Raw genomic sequence first — 16,554 nt, 5'->3', positions numbered from 1 at the left:
GCCCGCTGCGCGCCCCTGAGCAGGTCAGTCCATATCAAAGAGCTTCGGGGCCATCTTGGCCCTCAACGAAACGCCGTACCCCATTCCGGAGGTAGACATGCTGCACCCTCACCTGAGCCGCGCCGTCCTGGCCGCGGCCGCCTTGCTGACGCTGGTTCCCGCCACCCACGCCGCCGAGCTGCGCTCCGCGGACATCCACCCCGACGATTACCCCACAGTGCAGGCCGTGCGCCACTTCGGCGATCTGGTCAAGCAACGGACCAATGGCCGCATCACCGTCAAGGTGTACTCGGGCGGCGCGCTCGGCAACGAAGACGATTCCATCGAACAGGTGAAGCTGGGCGCGCTGGCGATGGCCCGCGTCTCCAGCGCGGCGATGCACAACATCTGCCAGACCACGCGCGTGCCGTCGCTGCCGTTCCTCTTCCGGTCCAAGGAACACCTGCACAAGGTGCTCGACAGCGAGATCGGCGACCAGATCCTGCGCTCGTGCGAAGGCGCGGGTTTCGTGGGGCTGGCCTGGTATGACAGCGGGTCGCGCTCCATGTACACGACCAAGAAGCCCATCAAGACGCTGGCCGACGCCAAGGGGCTGAAGATCCGCGTGCAGCAGTCGGACCTGTCCGTCGCCATGGTGGAAGCCATGGGCGGCAACGCCACGCCGATGCCCATGGGCGAGGTCTATACCTCGCTCAAGACCGGCCTGGTGGACGCGGCCGAGAACAACTTTCCCAGCTACGAAAGCGCTCACCACTACGAAGTCGCCAAGTTCTACTCGCTGACCGAGCACACCATGACGCCCGAGATCCTGATCTTCTCCAAGCGGCAGTGGGACAAGCTGCCGCCCGATGACCAGAAGATCCTGCGCGAGGCCGCGCGCGAATCGGTGCCCTTCATGCGCAAGCTGTGGGACGAGCGCGAACAGAAGTCGCGCGCCATCGTCGAGAAGGCCGGCTCGCAAATCACGGAGGTCGACAAGCCCTCGTTCCAGGGCGCGATGAAGCCCGTGTACGAGCGCTTCGTCACGACGCCCGAGATGAAGGACCTGGTCGCGAAGATCCAGGCCGTGAAGTGAGGACATCATGTTGGCCACTCCCACGAACGAACCGGATGTCGCCGCGGGGGGCCGGGCTCAAGCCCTGGCTGCCCCGCTGGACGCCTACACGCGCGGCTGCGCCAGGCTGGCGCGCGCTTGCATGTGGACCAGCGTGTTCGGGCTGGTCTGCCTGATCATCGCCGTCACCCTGCAGATCTTCGGACGCCACGTGCTCAACAGCACGCCGACCTGGGCGGAAAGCCTGGCGCTGCTGCTGGTGCTGTACGTCACCATGCTCGGCGCCGCGGTCGGCGTGCGCGACGCCGGGCATATCGGCTTCGAGTCCCTGCTCGACGCCCTGCCCGCCGCCGGGCAGCGGCGGCTGCGCATCTTCATCCATCTGCTGGTGCTGCTGTTCGGCGTGCTGATGGCCTGGAACTGCGGCGTGCTGGCCGAGTCCGTCGCGGCCTACAAGATTCCCAACCTGGGCATCTCCAATGCGTGGAAGTACGTTCCTGCAACCCTGTCGGGCACCTTGATCGCGCTCTTTTCCATCGAGCACATCATCGCGATCCTGCGCAACCAGAAGGTGGTACCGGCATGGCGCTGACTCTGCTTTCCTTCACCTTCATGGGGTTCCTCGTGATCGGGGTGCCGGTGGCCTTCGCCATCGGGCTGTCGTCGATCACGGCCATCATGTACGAAGACCTGCCGCTGGCGGTGGCCTTCCAGCAGATGACCTCGGGCATGAACGCGTTTTCGTTCCTGGCCATTCCGTTCTTCATCTTCACGGGAGAACTGATGCTGTACGGCGGCATCGCGGACCGCATCGTGGCGTTCGCGAAATCGCTGGTGGGCCATGTGCGGGGCGGCCTGGGCATGTCCAACGTGGTGGCCTGCACGCTGTTCGGCGGCGTGTCGGGATCGCCCGTGGCGGACGTATCGGCGATGGGATCGGTGATGATCCCGATGATGAAGCGCGAGGGCTACCACGCGGACTACGCGGTGAACGTCACCACGCACGCCGCCCTGGTCGGCGCGCTGATGCCCACCAGCCACAACATCATCATCTACACGCTGGCCGCGGGCGGCAAGGTGTCCATCGCGGCGCTGATCGCGGCGGGCGTGGTGCCCGCCCTGATCCTGACCGTGTGCAACCTGGCGGCCGCCTATTTCGTGGCGCGAAGCCGGGGCTATCCGGCCGGCACCTTCCCGGGCTGGCACATCGTGGCGCGCTCGCTGGTCGCCGCGGCGCCCGGCTTGTTCGTGGTGGTGCTGATCATCACAGGCATCCTGAGCGGCGTCTTTACCGCCACGGAATCCGCGGCGGTGGCGGTGCTGTACGCGCTGGCGCTGACGGTCTTCGTGTACCGGTCGCTGACCTGGGACCAATTCGTGCGCGCCGCCAGCAAGGCCGTCAAGACCACGGGCGTGGTGCTGCTGCTGATCGGCATCTCGGCCACGTTCGGCTACCTGATCAGCTTCTACGGCGTGGCCGAAAAGACCGGGCAGCTCATGGCGTCCATCTCGACGGAGCCGTGGGCCATCTTCCTGATGGTCAACATCATCCTGTTCGTGCTGGGCACGTTCCTGGACATGGCCGCCACCATCCTGATCTGCACGCCGATATTTCTGCCGATCTGCATGCAGTACGGCATGGGACCGGTCCAGTTCGGCATGGTCCTGCTGCTGAACTGCGCGCTGGGGCTGAACACGCCGCCGGTCGGGACCACGCAGTTCGTGGGGTGCGCCATCGGCGGCGTATCCGTGGGCACGGTGATGCGGACCATCTGGCCGTTCTATGGCGCGCTGCTGGCCGCGCTGGCGCTGGTGACCTACGTCCCGGCCTTTTCGCTGTGGTTGCCGGGGGTGCTGCTCAACTGAGCGGGCGGGCGTCGGGCGGGCCGCCCGCGGTCCGCCCCGCGATCACCGGATAGAAGAACAGCGCCGCCAGCAGCCACATCAGGGCGGCGGACCAGAGCGTCTGACTCAGAAAGTGCGCGCCCTGCAGGATGCGCACCACCGAAAAACCCAGGCCCGCGGCCACGCCCACGGCAAGCCCGCTCCAGCGCCACGCCGGCCTGCCCAGGGCCCAGCCCGCGAAGTACAGGCTCAGCAGCGCGTATCCGGCGCCGGCATGGCCGCTGGGCAGCGCCCCGCCGGCGCGCGCACGGCCCCAGGTCCACCAATGCAGCGGATAGGGCGTGTAGCCGCCCAGCGTTTCCAGGTCGTAGGGGCGCGGCAAGGTGGTGTGATGCTTGAGCTGGTTGATCAGCAACTGCCCGGTGAGGCAGGTGGCCGCCACCGCCAGGGCGGCGCCGCGCCAGCGGCGCCAGGCCGGGATGCGGAAACTCGCCGCCGCCACGCCCGCCGCGGCCAGGCCCACGCCGATCGGCAGCGCCAGCACCACGCGATGGCCCAGCAGTTCCAGCCAGCGGCTGCCATGCAGCGGAAAATCGTCCAGGGCCGGATCGAACAGCGTCCGCGCAATGCGCAGATCCAGCCCCGAGGCCGTGGCCCACCATGCCAGGCAGGCCAGGACCAACGTGACGCCGACGACATGCGTCAGCAGGTAGCGGACTCTCGTCGGCGCGCGCGGCGCCGGCAGGGATGGGGACGGCATGGATCGATGAATTCGGACGGATCGGGCAAGCGGCGACTTTACGCGCCCGACAGTCGAAAATTCGTCAAATCCGCGCTTGCGGGGACGCCGGAACCGGTTCGCGCTCAAAGCGCAGCAGGAACCGCGTGCCGCGCGCCGGGCCTTCCCGCGAGGACTCGACGGTCAGCGACCAGCCCTGCATGTCGCAGACGCGCTTGGCAATGGCCAGGCCCAGCCCGCGGGCCGTTTCGTCGCCGCCCGCCACGCCCGAATCGCGCATGCGGCCGCTGAAGTAGCGGCGGAACAGGAACGGCAGGTCGCCAGCGGCGATGCCCTTGCCGTCGTCGCGCAGCTCCAGCCCCGCGCGGGCGTCCAGCGAGGCCGTCAGGGTGGCGGGCGCGGCATGTTCGACGGCGTTGCGGACCAGGTTGCGCAGGACGGTCAGCAAGGCATAGCGGTCCAGCGTGATCACCTGCCCGTCAGGGATGCGGTTGTCAAAGCGCAGGTCCGCCTGCCGGGCCTGGGCGGCGTGGCCGCGCCAGGCGTCTTCCATGCACTCGGCGATATCCACGGGTTCCGGCGCACGAAGCTGGTCGCGGGCCATGGCGCGCGCGCTCTCCAGGCTGACGATGACGTCGTCCACGTTGTCGACCACCCGGGTCAGGCGCTGCTGCTGGTCCGGCGTCAGCGTCTGCGTCAGCAGCATCAGTTCGCTGTCGGAGCGGATCGCCGCCAGCGGCGTGCGCACCTCGTGGCTGAGATTGCCCGCGAACTCCCGCTCGCGGGCGATCGACTTGTCCACCTGGTTCTGCACGCGGTTGAAGGCTTCGATCAGCCGTCCGGCTTCGTCGTCCCGCGTCACGGCCATGTCGGGCGAGCCGGGCGCCCAGGTCGCCAGGCGGTCCGTCAGGTCAAGCAGCGGGCCGACGGCCACCGCCGCCACGCGCCGCGACAGCGCATAGGCGCCCACCACGCAGATGGCGCCCACGCCCAGCACGATCAGCCCGAAGTCGTGGACGCGCTCTTCGTTATCGGTCGCGTCGTACAGCAGATACACCCTGCCGCGGCCGGTCTCGGCCACCATCACGTGCCAGGTGTAAGCGCCCGGCTCGATCAGGTGCAGTCCGCTTTCCAAGGGCAGGAGCTCCGCCGGCATGCCCGCGGGCGGTTGCCCGTCCACGCTCAGCCAGGCGCGCATGGACCCGCCGAGTTCGCGTGCGCCGTGGCGCGGCAGGAATTCGTCGCTGCTACGCGCGTGCTGGACCAGGCGGTCCATCTCGGTGTTGAGGATGTCGTTGACCAGATCGTCCTCCATCTGGTCGAACGTCAGGTAGGCCAGCAGGGCAAGCGCCGTGACGAACAGCGCCACCGTCCCCGTGAGCGCCCACACGACGCGCTGGGTCAGCGTGCCGGAAGCGGCGCGAGTCATGAGGGGATCCCAGGTAGCGCCAGGCGCCAGCCGGTGCCATGCACGGTTTCGATGCCGTCGAAACCGGCGTCCGCCAGCGCGCGCCGCAGCAGATGGACCTGGCTGCGCAGCGCGTCGGACGACGGCGGCTCGTTGCCCCACAGCACCGATTCCAGCTCTTCGCGGGACACCACGCGGCCGGGGTCGCGCAGCAGGACTTCCATGATGATGCCGGCCTTGCGCGTCAGGTGGACGGGCACGCCGTCGACGGACACGGCGCGGCTCCGGGTGTCGTACTGCAGCGAGCCGAAGGCGCGCACCGAATCGACCGTGGAACCCTTGGCGCGCTGGATCAGCGCCAGCAGCCGGGCTTCGACCTCGAGCAGGGCGAACGGCTTGGTAAGGTAGTCGTCCGCGCCGTGCGAAAAACCCGCCAGCTTGTCCTCCAGGCTGTCGCGCGCGGTCAGCATCAGCACCGGGACGTCCAGCCGCCTTTCGGTCCGCATGGCATGGAGCACGGCGTTGCCGTCCATGCCGGGCAGCCCGATGTCCAGCAGGACGGCGTCAAACCGTTGCTCCTGCAGGCGCTGCAGGGCCGCCTGTCCGCTGTAGGCCACGTCGGGAAGAAAGCCGCGCGCCTCCAGGAAGCTGTACAGGTTGCCGGCGATGATGTGGTCGTCTTCGACGATCAGCACCCGGTGATGCGCACCCGCTGCGGGACTCGCTGACATGATCGTGGATTCCTGAGACGCGGGCGGCTACGCCTGCAGCACCTTGCCCGGGTTCATGAGCCCCTGCGGATCCAGCGCGCGCTTGATCTTGCGCATGAGCGCCAGTTCGACGGGACTCTTGTAGCGGGGCAGTTCGTCGCGCTTGAGCTGGCCCACGCCGTGCTCGGCGCTGATGGAGCCATGGTGCGCATGCACGCTGTCGTGCACCACGCCGTAGATTTCGCTTTGCAGTCCCAGCAGCTCGGCCTCGGTCTGGCCGGGCGCATTGGCCACGTTGTAATGCAGGTTGCCGTCGCCCAGGTGGCCGAAGATCACGTGGCGCACGCCGGGAAAGCGCGCCTGCAGCAGGGCGTTGGTCTTGTGCACGAATCCCGCGATCGACGAGATGGGGATCGACACGTCATGCTTGACCGACTTGCCCAGTTCGGCTTCCGCCAGCGGGATGCTTTCGCGCAGGTGCCAGAGCGCCTTGCTTTGCGCGACGTTGGCGGCGATGGCGGCGTCGTTCACCAGGCCGGCCTCGATGGCCTCGCCCAGCACGGACTCGAAGCGCTCGCGCGCGTGGGTTTCGCTTTCGCTGTCGGACAGCTCCAGCAGGGCGAACCACGGCGACGCGGCGGATTCGCCCTCGAAGGGCAGGCGCTGCTGCGGGAACAGCCGCACGACCGCCTGCAGGCAGGCGCCGCTCATGAGTTCAAAGCCGGTCAGGGATGCGCCGAAACCCGAGCGAGCGCGCGACAAGACTTCGACGGCATCGTCGATGCTGTCCAGCGTCAGCAGCGCCGTGCACGATGCGACGGGGCGTGGATACAGCTTGAGCGTGGCGGCGGTGATGATGCCCAGCGTGCCTTCGCTGCCGATGTACAGGTCGCGCAGGTCGTAGCCGGTGTTGTCCTTGCGCAGGCCGCGCAGGCCATCCCAGATCTCGCCTTCCGCGGTCACCACTTCCAGGCCCAGCGTGAGGTCCCGGGTATTGCCGTAGCGCAGCACCTGCGTGCCGCCGGCGTTGGTCGCCAGGTTGCCGCCGATGGTGCAGCTGCCTTCGGCGGCCAGGCTCAGCGGGAACAGCCGGTTCGCCGCCGCGGCGGCCTCCTGCACGGCCTGCAGGACGCAGCCGGCTTCCACGGTGATGGTGTCGTTGTCGGTATCCAGCGCGCGCACGGCGGTGAGCCTGGCGGTGGACAGCACCACCGCGGTTCCCGAATCGTCCGGGGTGGCCCCGCCGCACAGGCCGGTATTGCCCCCCTGCGGCACCACGGGCACGCCGTGGCGCGCGCAGAGCTTCACCGCCGCCGCGACCTCGGCGGTCGAGCCCGGGCGGATCACCGCCAGCGCCGCGCCGCGATAGCGGCGGCGCCAATCCTGCACATAGGTCTCGGCGTCGGCGCCGGTCAGGACGTGAGGGACGCCCAGAAGGGACTGTAGATCGCTCAGCAATGTCATGGATGCCGCACAAGGAAGGCCGGGGCGCGCCCGGGCGCTGTTCAAGGGATGTGCGGGCTATTGTAGGGGCAGGAGGGCCGGGGCCGAAGCCCCCTTGCCCATCAGCCGACTGCCTGGTCCAGGCGCGTGCCCGTCATGCCCGAGCAGAAGGCCCGGGACGCGATGCGGTTCATCAGAAAGGCGCGGTCGACGCCCGCGGGGCCGGGCAGTTCCGACAGGGCGCGATAGGCGCGGCGCAGCACCTCGCCGCGCGTCGCGCCGCACACCATGAGATGCGTGCACGGCAGGCGGCGATCGCCGCAGCCGTCGATGCGCACTTCCAGGACGTGGGCGGCCAGGAGTTCGTGTTCCGCGACCGGCGTGGTGTGGGCATGGGCCTGCGCCTGCGCATCGATGACGCGGAACACGCCGCTGCGGTCGTCCAGCGAGAACGACACCGTGCCTGCGCCCTGCCAACCGCGGTCCCGCGCCACGCTGGCGGCCACCGTGCGCAGCGCCTTTTCCAGCGAAGTCGCCAGATGCGGCGCGGGGCATTCCGCGATCAGGACGCGAGCTTCCCGCCACACGCTGCGCTCCCAGGCGCGGCCCGTGGCCTGAATTCCGTCCGCGCCCGGCGATACGTGGATATCAAGGCGGCGCTCGCGGCCAGCTGCTGGTCCGGCAAAGTCCGTGGGCGGGCCCCGCCTGCTGGTGGCTCCCCCGGATGACATGACTGTGGATACTTTGGCGCCCATGGCCCCCCCCTGGTCTTTCTGCTTGCATGGCAAGCGTATCACCTTCGGATGACGAGCAACTTCCATGCCATGCGCGGCTGCCCCCTGGGGGCCTGTTTTTGCCTGCGGCGCCCGCACCGCAATCAGGCCGGGACGCACTGCCCGTCGCACCAAACCAGGGCAGGCGCCACCCGGAAAACGCCCTACTCCGCCCGAAGGATGAAGCCCCCTGCGCCAATGGGGGATAATTCCGGTTTGACCCTTGTCACAGCGGATTGGTTATTCGGGTTTTCCATTAGTCCCAACCAATCCCGCGCTGTCCCCTTATCAAGGAACCGTCGTGGGCAACAATACACAATTTCCGGCCTCCGTTTTCAAGGCCTATGACATTCGCGGCACCGTGCCGGACCTGATCGACGCCGCCTTCGCGCGCTCGCTGGGCGTGGCGCTCGCGGCCCGCGCGCGGGAACAAGGCGTGCAGACGCTCGTGGTCGGCCGCGACGGCCGCCTCAGCAGCGAGATGCTGTCGCTGGCGCTGCAGGAAGGCATGCTGGAAGGCGGCGTGGACACGCTGGACATCGGCATGGTGCCCACCCCGCTCGTCTACTTCGCCGCCAACATCATGCAGACCGGCTCGGGCGTGGCGATCACGGGCAGCCACAATCCGCCGAAGTACAACGGCTTCAAGATGATGATGGGCGGCCGCGCGCTCTATGGCGACGACGTCCAGGCGCTGGCCCAGGCCATGAACGGCACGCCGCCCGCCGCCGCCGCGGCCCCCGGCACGCGCCGCCAGCTTGACCTTGCCGATGCCTACATCGCGCGGGTCGCGTCGGGCGTCAAGCTCGCCCGCCCCATGAAGATCGCCATCGACTGCGGCAACGGCGTGGCCGGCGCCGTCGCGCCGCAACTGTTCCGCGCGCTGGGCTGCGAAGTCGACGAACTGTTCTGCGACGTGGACGGCACGTTCCCCAACCACCATCCCGACCCCGCCGAACCCAAGAACCTGCAGGACCTGATCAAGCACGTGGCCGAAAGCGACTGCGAACTCGGCCTGGCGTTCGACGGCGACGGCGACCGCCTGGGCGTGGTCACGAAGTCCGGCCAGATCATCTGGCCCGACCGGCAGCTCGTGCTGTTCGCCCGCGACGTGCTCGAACGCAACCCCGGCGCCACCATCATTTATGACGTCAAGTGCAGCCGCCACGTGGGCCTGTCGGTCGAAGCCGCCGGCGGCGCCCCCCTGATGTGGAAAACGGGCCATTCGCTGGTCAAGGCCAAGCTGGCCGAAACCGGCGCGCCCCTGGCCGGCGAAATGAGCGGCCACATCTTCTTCAAAGAGCGCTGGTACGGCTTTGACGACGGGCTCTACACCGGCGCCCGCCTGCTGGAGATCGTGTCGCGCTTCGCCGACCCCTGCGCCCCGCTGGAAGCCCTGCCGCAGGACGTCTCCACGCCGGAGCTCAAGATCGAAATGGAAGAAGGCCAGCCCTTCACGCTGGTCAAGGCCTTGCAGGAGCAGGGCCAGTTCCCCGACGCCAAGCGCGTGATCACGATCGACGGCGTGCGCGCCGAATACGCCGACGGCTTCGGTCTGGCGCGGCCGTCGAACACCACGCCCGTCGTCGTGCTGCGCTTCGAAGCGCAGTCCGCGCAAGCGCTGGAACGCATCCAGGCCGACTTCCGGCGCGAACTCGGCAAGCTCGCGCCGAACGCCATCCTGCCCTTCTGATCCGCCCATGTCTCTATCGAACAGTCCCGCGTGGCGGCAATTCATCGCAGCGACGCGCTCAGCATCCCGGGACGGCCAGAAGCTGCGCCTCATCAACGCACCCGGCCTGCGCCTGGACTTGAGCGCCCAGGCCCAGTCTCCCGAACTGCTGGCTGCCTCGCAGGCCCTGCTGGCGCAACAGGACTTCGATACTGCGCGCGCGCAACTCTTCGATGGCGGCCCGGCAAACTGGACCGAAGGCCGGGCGGCGTGGCATACCGCGTTGCGCGCGGCCGAACCGCCTGCAATGGTGGCCAAGGCGGTGCTGGCCGAACGCGAACGCCTGCGCGAGTTCGTGCGCGAAGCGGACGCGGCCGGCCGCTACAGCGGCGTCCTGCACCTGGGCATCGGCGGCAGCGACTGGGGTCCCAGGCTGGTCACCCGCGCCCTGCGCCACGAAGGCGCGCGCCGCGAAGTGCGCTTCGCATCCAACGTGGACTCGCATTCGGTTGCCGACGCGATGAGCCGCCTGGACCCGCACAACACGCTGGTCATCGTCGCCTCCAAATCCTTCACCACGACCGAACCGCTGGCCAATGCCGAAGTCGCCATGAACTGGCTGCGGGACGCCGGCGTGGCGGATCCCATCAAACAGGTCGTCGCCATCACGTCCAACGTCGAGGCGGCGCTGAACCTGGGCATCCTGCCCGATCACATCTTCCAGATCTGGGACTGGGTGGGCGGCCGCTATTCGCTATGGTCAGCGATCGGACTGCCCATTGCGCTGGCGCTGGGCAACGACGCGTTCGACCAGTTGCTGGCCGGCGCCGCGGCCATGGACGAGCACTTCCGCACGGCGCCCTTCGCCGACAACGCCCCGGTCCAGATGGCGCTGGCGGGCGTGGCCAACCGCAGCGTGCTGGGCTATGACTCGCTGGTCATCGCCCCCTACGACTCCAGGCTGTACCACATCGTGCCCTGGGCGCAGCAGCTGGAAATGGAATCGCTGGGCAAGGTCGCCACGGCCGACGGCAGCCCCGCCGGCATCCCGACGGGGCCCGCCGTCTGGGGCATGTCGGGCACGGATTGCCAGCACACCTTCTTCCAGTGGCTGCACCAGGACGAGACGGGCGCGCCCGTGGACTTCATCCTGTGCGAACAGCCGGACCACGCATATGCCCGGCATCACGAACTGCTGATCGCCAACTGCCTGGCGCAGCGCTCCGCGCTGCTGCGCGGCAAGTCGTATGAAGAGGCCCTGGCCGAAACCTCGGCCACGGAAAGCGATCCGGCCCGCGCGCGCCTGCTGGCGCAGCACAAGGTGCATCCGGGCGGACGCCCCTCGTCGCTGATCGTGCTGCCGCGCCTGGAGGCTTATACGCTGGGCGCGCTGCTGGCGCTGTACGAGCACAAGGTTTTCACGCAAGGCGTGATCTGGGGCATCAATCCCTTCGATCAATGGGGCGTGGAATTCGGCAAGGTGCTGGCCAAGAACATCATGCGTGAACTGGATGCGCCCCAGGCCAGCCAGCAGGATCCGTCCACCCGCTTCTGGATCGACGCCATCAGGCGCTGAGCGCGTCGTACAGGTCCACGTGGATTCGAGCGACCCGCTCGATATTGAATTCGCGTTCCGCCAACGCCCTGCCGGCCGTGCCCATGGCCTGGCGCAATGCCGGGTCTTCGGCCAGGCGGGCGATGGCGTCGGCCAGCGCCTGCGCATCGCGCACCGGCACCAGCAATCCAGTCACGTCCGGCTCGATGGCGTCGCGGCAGCCCGGCACGTCAGTCGTGACGACCGCCCGGGCGCAGGCCGCGGCCTCGATCAGCGACTTGGGCAGGCCTTCCCGATAGGATGGCAGCACCGCAATGTGCGACGCCGCGTACAGCGCCGCGACATCCGAGCGTTCGCCAAGCGCCTCGACGCAGCCCTCCCGCCGCCACGCGTCGACGTCTTCCTGCGTGGCGGACGTGGGATTGCCCGCGTCCACGCCGCCCACCAGTTGCATCGTCACCGGCACGCCGCGTTCGCGCAGCAGCCGCGCCGCCTGCACGAATTCCTGCACGCCCTTGTCGCGCAGCAGGCGCGCCACCATGGTGACGACGACCGGCGGCGCGGCCGGTTCGGGCGTGGCGCGATAAGCGTCCAGGTCCACGCCTGCGCCGCGGATAATGACCACCTGGTCGTCGCGCACCGCGCCCAGGGACTTGAGCAGGTCGCGGTCGTTGGCGTTCTGGAAGATCACGCGACTGTTGGGATGGCCCAGCGCGATCCGGTACAGCCGCGCCACCACCGAGCGCACCACCCGCATCTTCAGCGAGTTGGACAGGAACACGAAGCCCAGTCCGGAAATCGCCGCCACCATCCCGGGCACGCGGGTCAGGCGCGCGGCGATGCCGCCATACAGCACGGGCTTGATGGTGACCAGGTGCACCACGGCGGGACGCAAGCGGCGGAACAGCCGGATCAGGGCCAGCAACGTGCCCAGCTCCTGCAAGGGATGCTTGCCGCTGCGGGTCATGGGAATGGGGTGATGGGTCATGCCCAGCGCCTGGATGTCCGCCACGGCAGGCCCGTCCATGGTGGCCACGTGGACGTCGTAGCCCGCCCGCTGCGCGGCCAGCGCCACCGGCACGCGATGGGACATGAAGAAAGCCGGGTTGTTGACGACAAACAGCAGACAGCGCCCGGCGCTCATGCTTGGACTCCAGAAATACGGCGCCAGACGGCGATATAGCTTTGCACCATGCGCGCAAGGTCGAAGTTTTCAAGGACGCGGGCGCGCCCGGCCTCGCCCGCGCGCTCGCGGCCGCGCGCAGCCACGTCGCAAAGGGCAGACTCGATGCCGCGCGCCAGGGCCTCGGCCTGCTCGGGCGGCACCACCACGCCCGCGTCCCCGACGATGTAGGCCGCGTCGCCGACGTCCGTCACGACGCAATACACGCCGCAGGCCATCGCTTCGGCGACCACGTTCGGAAAGCCTTCGGCACAGCTGGACAGCACGTGCACGTCCAGCCCGTTCATCATGGCCGGCACATCGTCGCTGGGACCGTTCAGCACCACGCGGTCGCGCAGGTTCAGCTTGTCGATCAGGGCGCCAAGCTCCGCGTTGCCGGCGGTCATGTCGCGGCCGATCAGCACGCAGCGCAGGCCGGCGTCGCGGCCATCGCGCACCAGCGCGGCCACGGCGCGCAGCAGGTTGGCGTGGTCCTTGAGCGGATCCCAGCGCGCCACGCAGCCGATCACGGGCACGTCCTCGGACAATCCCCATTGGGTGCGCGCGCGTGCGCGCGCCGCGGGATCCGGCGCATAGCGCGACAGGTCATAGCCGTTGGGTATCACCACGAGCCGGTCGCGCCGGTAGCCCTTGTCGGCGTGGCGCCGCGCCGCGTTCTGCGCCGCGCACACAATGGCGCGGGGCACGCTGCCGGACAGGAGCGCGCAGGCGCGCAGCACGATGCGCGCGGAGCGGCTGCTGCGTTCCAGGTGCGCGCCGGAGTTGCGGATGCCCCAGGCAACCGCCCGCACACCGGCCATGCGCGCCGCCAGCCCGCCGATCAGGTCGGCGTGATACATCCAGGTCTGCACGGCGTCCGGGCGGGCTTTCGCGATCAGGCCTCGCAATGCCATGAAACCGCCCAGGCTCACGCGCCCGCGCTTCATGCCCAGCGCATGGACCGTCACGCCGGCCGCGCGCAGGCGCTCGCCGTAGAGGCCTTCATCGGTCAGCGACACGACGGTGTGCTCGGCTTCGGCGCCCGGCCAGGTCGCCAGGCGGAACAGCACGGACTCGGCGCCACCCTGCCCCAGGCCGGTGATGACATGCAGGATGCGCAGGGGACCGGCGCTCATCGCCCTTCCCTCACGGCTTCGAACAATTCGTCCCATTCGCCCAGCACGCTGGCCAGCGCGTAGCGGTGGCGCACTGCCGCCGCGCCGCGCGCGCCCAGTTGCTGCCGCAGGGCGGCGTCGCTCATGAGCCGATGCAGGGCGTCGGTCATCGCGACGCGGTCCCCGGCCGGCACCAGCAGCGCGTCCTGCCCGTCCCGCGTCATTTCGCGCGGGCCGCTGGGGCAGTCGAAGGCCGCGCAAGGCAGGCCCAGGGACATGGCCTCGAGCAGGACATTGGGGAAGCCTTCGACCAGCGAACTCAGCACGAAGGCCTGCCCGCGCGCGAGTTCCTCCCAGGGCGCTTCGGTGCGCCCGGGCAGGCTGACGCGCGATTGCAGGCGCAGCCGCGCCACCTGCTGCTCCAGCGCGGCGCGCTCGGGGCCTTCACCCCAGATGCGCAGGTTCCAGTCCGGAAATTCGGGCGCGATCTGCGCGAAGATGTCGATCAGCAGGGAAAACTGCTTGTCGGGCACCAGGCGCCCCATCGCCAGCAAGACGCGGGGCTCGCCGTCGTCGCGCTGCTGCACCTGCGGCGCATCCAGCAGCGGCGCGGGCAGCGGATTGGGAATGACGGCCAGGCGCTTGATGCCCGGCACCTGGCGCGCGAACGGGCCGGCGGTGTCTTCCGCCTGCACCGTCACCATGTCGGCGCGGGGATAAAGAATGCGGCGCAGCCGGCGCCAGACGGAGCCCGTCGTGGTCTCGGCGACCGGATTGGTGCGTTCGCAGACAATCAGCGGCACGCCCAGGCCGCGCGTGGCCAGGATCGCGGCCACATTGACGTTGGTCAGGAAGGACACCACCACGTCCGGCCTGCTGTCGCGGATGTGCTTGCGCAGGGCCAGGAGCCGCTTGAACGCCGCCATCGGTCCCGACACCCGCGTGCCGGCCAGGTCCGCCAGCCACGCCAGTTCAACCTTGTCCGACAGCGGGTAGAAGCACGTTCCCTTGGACGAGTAGGTGGGCGTCAGGATGACGGTATCCCCACGTTCGGACCATGCGTTGACGAGCGTCGCAGCCACTCTTTCCGCGCCGCCCGCATGCATGGAGCTGACCAGCATCAGTATTTTCATTCGTCAACGGTCCTCAATCGGTCCCCCTTGGTCCATGCCGGCGCGATAGCGGTCCAGCCAGGCCTGCATCATCAGCACACCCCACAGGTGGCTATCCCAGTTCCGGTGCCCCGACGTGTGCTCGCGCCATTTGCGCAGGATGGGTTCGGGTTCGAACCAGCCTTCCTGGCGCAGGCGCGCCGGATCCAGCAGCGCATCGGCCCACTCACGCAGCGGGCCGCGCAGCCAGGCGGCCAGCGGCACGGCGAAACCGCGCTTGGGGCGGTCGACCAGGGCCTGCGGCACATGGCGGTGCAGCACCTGGCGCAGCAGCCATTTGCCCGTGTTGCCCCGCACCTTGTACTGGTGCGGCAGGCTCCAGGCGAATTCATAGACGCGGTGGTCGATCAGCGGCACCCGCGTTTCCAGGCTGACCGCCATCGCGGCCCGGTCCACCTTGACCAGGATGTCGTCGGGCAGGTACGTCACCGTGTCCAGCTTCATCATCGATTCGAAGGTGGAACCCTGCATTGCGCGCTCGAACTCGGAGACGGGTTCGACACCGCCCTTCACGACGCTGGACGGGTTGGCCCAGTACGACACGAAGTGGCGATAGAACTCGCCGCGCGAGTCGGCCCGCAGCAGTTCGCCCAGCTTGCCCACCTTGCCGCGCCAGGCGCCGCGTCCCGGCAGGTGCGTGGAGGCGCTGAGCATCGCGCCGGCCGGCTTGCGCAACAGCGCGGGAACGCGCTCGCACTGGCGCCACCAGCTGTCGACGCGGAAGTAGCGCGAATAACCGCCGAAGAGTTCGTCCCCGCCGTCGCCCGACAAGGCCACCGTCACATGCTGGCGCGCCATGCGCGTCACCAGCGAGGTCGGGATCTGCGACGAGTCCGCGAAGGGTTCGTCGTACATGTCGGCCAGCGTGGGCACCACCGCCAGCGCGTCGTCCGCCGTCACGTAGAGTTCGGTGTGATCGGTGCCCAGGTGCGTGGCCACCGCCTTGGCGTGCTGCGCCTCGTCGTAGCCCTTTTCATGAAAGCCGATGGCGAACGTGCGCACCGGCTGCGAGCTTTGCGCCTGCATCAGCGCGACGATGGTGGACGAGTCGATGCCGCCCGACAGGAAGGCGCCCAGGCTCACGTCGGACAGCATCTGCCCGCCCACGGCCTTGGACAGCACGCCTTCCAGCGCGTCCGTGGCCTGCGCGTCGGATTCGAACGACAGGCGGGACTTCGCCGCCGCGTCCGCGGCGTCGCGCGCCGACCAGTACACGCGCGGTTCGGGCATGCGGCGGCTGCGGGTATCGTCCGCGGAGAACTCGACCCAGGTGCCCGGCGGCAGCTTGGCGATGCCTTCGTAGATGGATTGCGGCGCCGGAATGTAGTTGTGCCGCATGAACGACGCCAGCGCATTGCGGTTCAGGTTGCGGCCGAAGCCCGGAATCGGCATCAGGCCCTTGAGCTCGGACGCAAAGACCAGCTCCGCGCCCGAATAGCCGTAATACAGGGGCTTTTCGCCCATGCGGTCGCGCGCCAGCACGAGCTTGCGCGACGCCTTGTCCCACAGTGCGATGGCGAACATGCCTACGGCGGCCTGCAGGGTGGCCTCGATGCCCAGCGCGGTGAAGCCCGCCAGCAGGGTTTCGGTATCGGAATGCCCGCGCCAGGACGGCGCCAGCGCCGATTGCTCGAGCTGCTTGCGGATGTCCAGGTGGTTGTAGATCTCGCCGTTGAACACCATGACGTAGCGGCCGCAGGCGGACGTCATCGGCTGGTGGCCGGCCTCGGTCAGGTCCAGGATGGCCAGGCGGACGTGCGCCAGCGCCACTTCGGCGCCGGCGTCTTCCCAGAAGCCATTGCTGTCGGGCCCGCGGTGGCGGATGCGGCGGCAGCTATCCGCCAGCACCTGCGCCTTGTTCCCCAGGGGGCCCCAAATTCCGACTATTCCACACATGATGTAGTTC

Annotated in this window: 14 protein-coding genes; 5 read left to right on the top strand and 9 right to left on the bottom strand. The window is 68.8% G+C overall.

Features of this window, described 5'->3' with window-relative positions:
- Nucleotides 1-97 precede the first annotated feature (97 nt).
- From ABE485_RS13010 to ABE485_RS13000, 3 genes are read left to right on the top strand one after another with little or no spacing between them, the layout of a single operon-like run.
- Nucleotides 98-1,075 (top strand): TRAP transporter substrate-binding protein, encoded by a 978-nt coding sequence (locus ABE485_RS13010; protein WP_346515706.1) that lies wholly within the window; start codon nucleotides 98-100, stop codon nucleotides 1,073-1,075.
- Nucleotides 1,076-1,082: 7 nt separating this feature from the next.
- On the top strand, nucleotides 1,083-1,646 hold the full coding sequence (locus tag ABE485_RS13005; protein ID WP_346515705.1) for a TRAP transporter small permease: 564 nt from the start codon (nucleotides 1,083-1,085) through the stop codon (nucleotides 1,644-1,646).
- The gene (locus ABE485_RS13000) at nucleotides 1,637-2,920 is read left to right on the top strand and encodes a TRAP transporter large permease (protein WP_346515704.1); all 1,284 of its coding nucleotides are present in this window, start codon (nucleotides 1,637-1,639) and stop codon (nucleotides 2,918-2,920) included. Before ABE485_RS13005 ends, ABE485_RS13000 begins: the two co-directional genes overlap by 10 nt.
- Here ABE485_RS13000 and ABE485_RS12995 read toward each other — a convergent pair.
- The 5 genes from ABE485_RS12995 to ABE485_RS12975 form a co-directional block, all read right to left on the bottom strand.
- Nucleotides 2,913-3,659: a phosphatase PAP2 family protein gene (locus ABE485_RS12995; RefSeq protein ID WP_346515703.1), complete on the bottom strand. Its 747-nt coding sequence runs from the start codon at nucleotides 3,657-3,659 to the stop codon at nucleotides 2,913-2,915. The genes ABE485_RS13000 and ABE485_RS12995 overlap by 8 nt on opposite strands.
- Nucleotides 3,660-3,723: 64 nt before the next feature.
- Entirely contained in the window at nucleotides 3,724-5,067 is a 1,344-nt protein-coding gene (locus tag ABE485_RS12990) for a sensor histidine kinase (RefSeq protein ID WP_346515702.1), read from the bottom strand.
- A complete protein-coding gene (locus ABE485_RS12985; RefSeq protein ID WP_346515701.1) occupies nucleotides 5,064-5,777 on the bottom strand; it encodes a response regulator transcription factor in 714 nt (237 codons plus the stop codon). Before ABE485_RS12985 ends, ABE485_RS12990 begins: the two co-directional genes overlap by 4 nt.
- A gap of 27 nt (nucleotides 5,778-5,804) precedes the next feature.
- Nucleotides 5,805-7,220 (bottom strand): FAD-binding oxidoreductase, encoded by a 1,416-nt coding sequence (locus tag ABE485_RS12980; protein WP_346515700.1) that lies wholly within the window; start codon nucleotides 7,218-7,220, stop codon nucleotides 5,805-5,807.
- 101 nt (nucleotides 7,221-7,321) lie between these two features.
- Complete coding sequence (locus ABE485_RS12975) at nucleotides 7,322-7,954, bottom strand: BPTD_3102 family carboxylase-like protein (protein ID WP_430795421.1); 633 nt, start codon at nucleotides 7,952-7,954, stop codon at nucleotides 7,322-7,324.
- A gap of 319 nt (nucleotides 7,955-8,273) precedes the next feature.
- Between ABE485_RS12975 and ABE485_RS12970 the strand changes: the two genes are divergently transcribed.
- The gene (locus tag ABE485_RS12970) at nucleotides 8,274-9,665 is read left to right on the top strand and encodes a phosphomannomutase/phosphoglucomutase (protein ID WP_346515698.1); all 1,392 of its coding nucleotides are present in this window, start codon (nucleotides 8,274-8,276) and stop codon (nucleotides 9,663-9,665) included.
- A gap of 7 nt (nucleotides 9,666-9,672) precedes the next feature.
- Nucleotides 9,673-11,220 carry a glucose-6-phosphate isomerase gene (gene pgi / locus ABE485_RS12965; RefSeq protein WP_346515697.1) on the top strand — a complete coding sequence of 516 codons (1,548 nt, stop codon included), beginning with the start codon at nucleotides 9,673-9,675 and terminating at the stop codon, nucleotides 11,218-11,220.
- Here the strand turns inward: pgi and ABE485_RS12960 are convergent.
- From ABE485_RS12960 to asnB, 4 genes are read right to left on the bottom strand one after another with little or no spacing between them, the layout of a single operon-like run.
- Complete coding sequence (locus ABE485_RS12960; RefSeq protein WP_346515696.1) at nucleotides 11,210-12,343, bottom strand: glycosyltransferase family 4 protein; 1,134 nt, start codon at nucleotides 12,341-12,343, stop codon at nucleotides 11,210-11,212. The two genes, pgi and ABE485_RS12960, sit on opposite strands and share 11 nt — an antisense overlap.
- Nucleotides 12,340-13,497, bottom strand: coding sequence for a glycosyltransferase family 4 protein (locus ABE485_RS12955; RefSeq protein WP_346515695.1), 1,158 nt, complete (start codon nucleotides 13,495-13,497; stop codon nucleotides 12,340-12,342). Before ABE485_RS12955 ends, ABE485_RS12960 begins: the two co-directional genes overlap by 4 nt.
- A complete protein-coding gene (locus ABE485_RS12950; protein ID WP_346515694.1) occupies nucleotides 13,494-14,609 on the bottom strand; it encodes a glycosyltransferase family 4 protein in 1,116 nt (371 codons plus the stop codon). The genes ABE485_RS12955 and ABE485_RS12950 overlap by 4 nt, the downstream gene beginning before the upstream one ends.
- Before the next feature lie 3 nt (nucleotides 14,610-14,612).
- Nucleotides 14,613-16,544 carry an asparagine synthase (glutamine-hydrolyzing) gene (gene asnB / locus ABE485_RS12945; protein ID WP_346515693.1) on the bottom strand — a complete coding sequence of 644 codons (1,932 nt, stop codon included), beginning with the start codon at nucleotides 16,542-16,544 and terminating at the stop codon, nucleotides 14,613-14,615.
- Between the last annotated feature and the right edge of the window lie 10 nt (nucleotides 16,545-16,554).

Source organism: Achromobacter spanius, from assembly GCF_039673305.1.
Lineage (GTDB): Bacteria > Pseudomonadota > Gammaproteobacteria > Burkholderiales > Burkholderiaceae_B > Achromobacter > Achromobacter spanius_F.
Note: the sequence above shows the minus strand (reverse complement) of the source record. Positions and strands in the feature narration are given on the sequence as shown.

What these genes read in the sequence shown, in the direction of transcription:
- ABE485_RS12950 (WP_346515694.1), bottom strand. Translation starts at nt 14,609, where the DNA reads ATGAAAATACTGATGCTGGTCAGCTCCATGCATGCGGGCGGCGCGGAA.
- ABE485_RS12975 (WP_430795421.1), bottom strand. Translation starts at nt 7,954, where the DNA reads ATGGGCGCCAAAGTATCCACAGTCATGTCATCCGGGGGAGCCACCAGC.
- asnB (WP_346515693.1), bottom strand. Translation starts at nt 16,544, where the DNA reads ATGTGTGGAATAGTCGGAATTTGGGGCCCCCTGGGGAACAAGGCGCAG.
- ABE485_RS12985 (WP_346515701.1), bottom strand. Translation starts at nt 5,777, where the DNA reads ATGTCAGCGAGTCCCGCAGCGGGTGCGCATCACCGGGTGCTGATCGTC.
- ABE485_RS12995 (WP_346515703.1), bottom strand. Translation starts at nt 3,659, where the DNA reads ATGCCGTCCCCATCCCTGCCGGCGCCGCGCGCGCCGACGAGAGTCCGC.
- ABE485_RS12980 (WP_346515700.1), bottom strand. Translation starts at nt 7,220, where the DNA reads ATGACATTGCTGAGCGATCTACAGTCCCTTCTGGGCGTCCCTCACGTC.
- ABE485_RS12955 (WP_346515695.1), bottom strand. Translation starts at nt 13,497, where the DNA reads ATGAGCGCCGGTCCCCTGCGCATCCTGCATGTCATCACCGGCCTGGGG.
- ABE485_RS12990 (WP_346515702.1), bottom strand. Translation starts at nt 5,067, where the DNA reads ATGACTCGCGCCGCTTCCGGCACGCTGACCCAGCGCGTCGTGTGGGCG.
- ABE485_RS12960 (WP_346515696.1), bottom strand. Translation starts at nt 12,343, where the DNA reads ATGAGCGCCGGGCGCTGTCTGCTGTTTGTCGTCAACAACCCGGCTTTC.
- ABE485_RS13010 (WP_346515706.1), top strand. Translation starts at nt 98, where the DNA reads ATGCTGCACCCTCACCTGAGCCGCGCCGTCCTGGCCGCGGCCGCCTTG.
- ABE485_RS13005 (WP_346515705.1), top strand. Translation starts at nt 1,083, where the DNA reads ATGTTGGCCACTCCCACGAACGAACCGGATGTCGCCGCGGGGGGCCGG.
- pgi (WP_346515697.1), top strand. Translation starts at nt 9,673, where the DNA reads ATGTCTCTATCGAACAGTCCCGCGTGGCGGCAATTCATCGCAGCGACG.
- ABE485_RS13000 (WP_346515704.1), top strand. Translation starts at nt 1,637, where the DNA reads ATGGCGCTGACTCTGCTTTCCTTCACCTTCATGGGGTTCCTCGTGATC.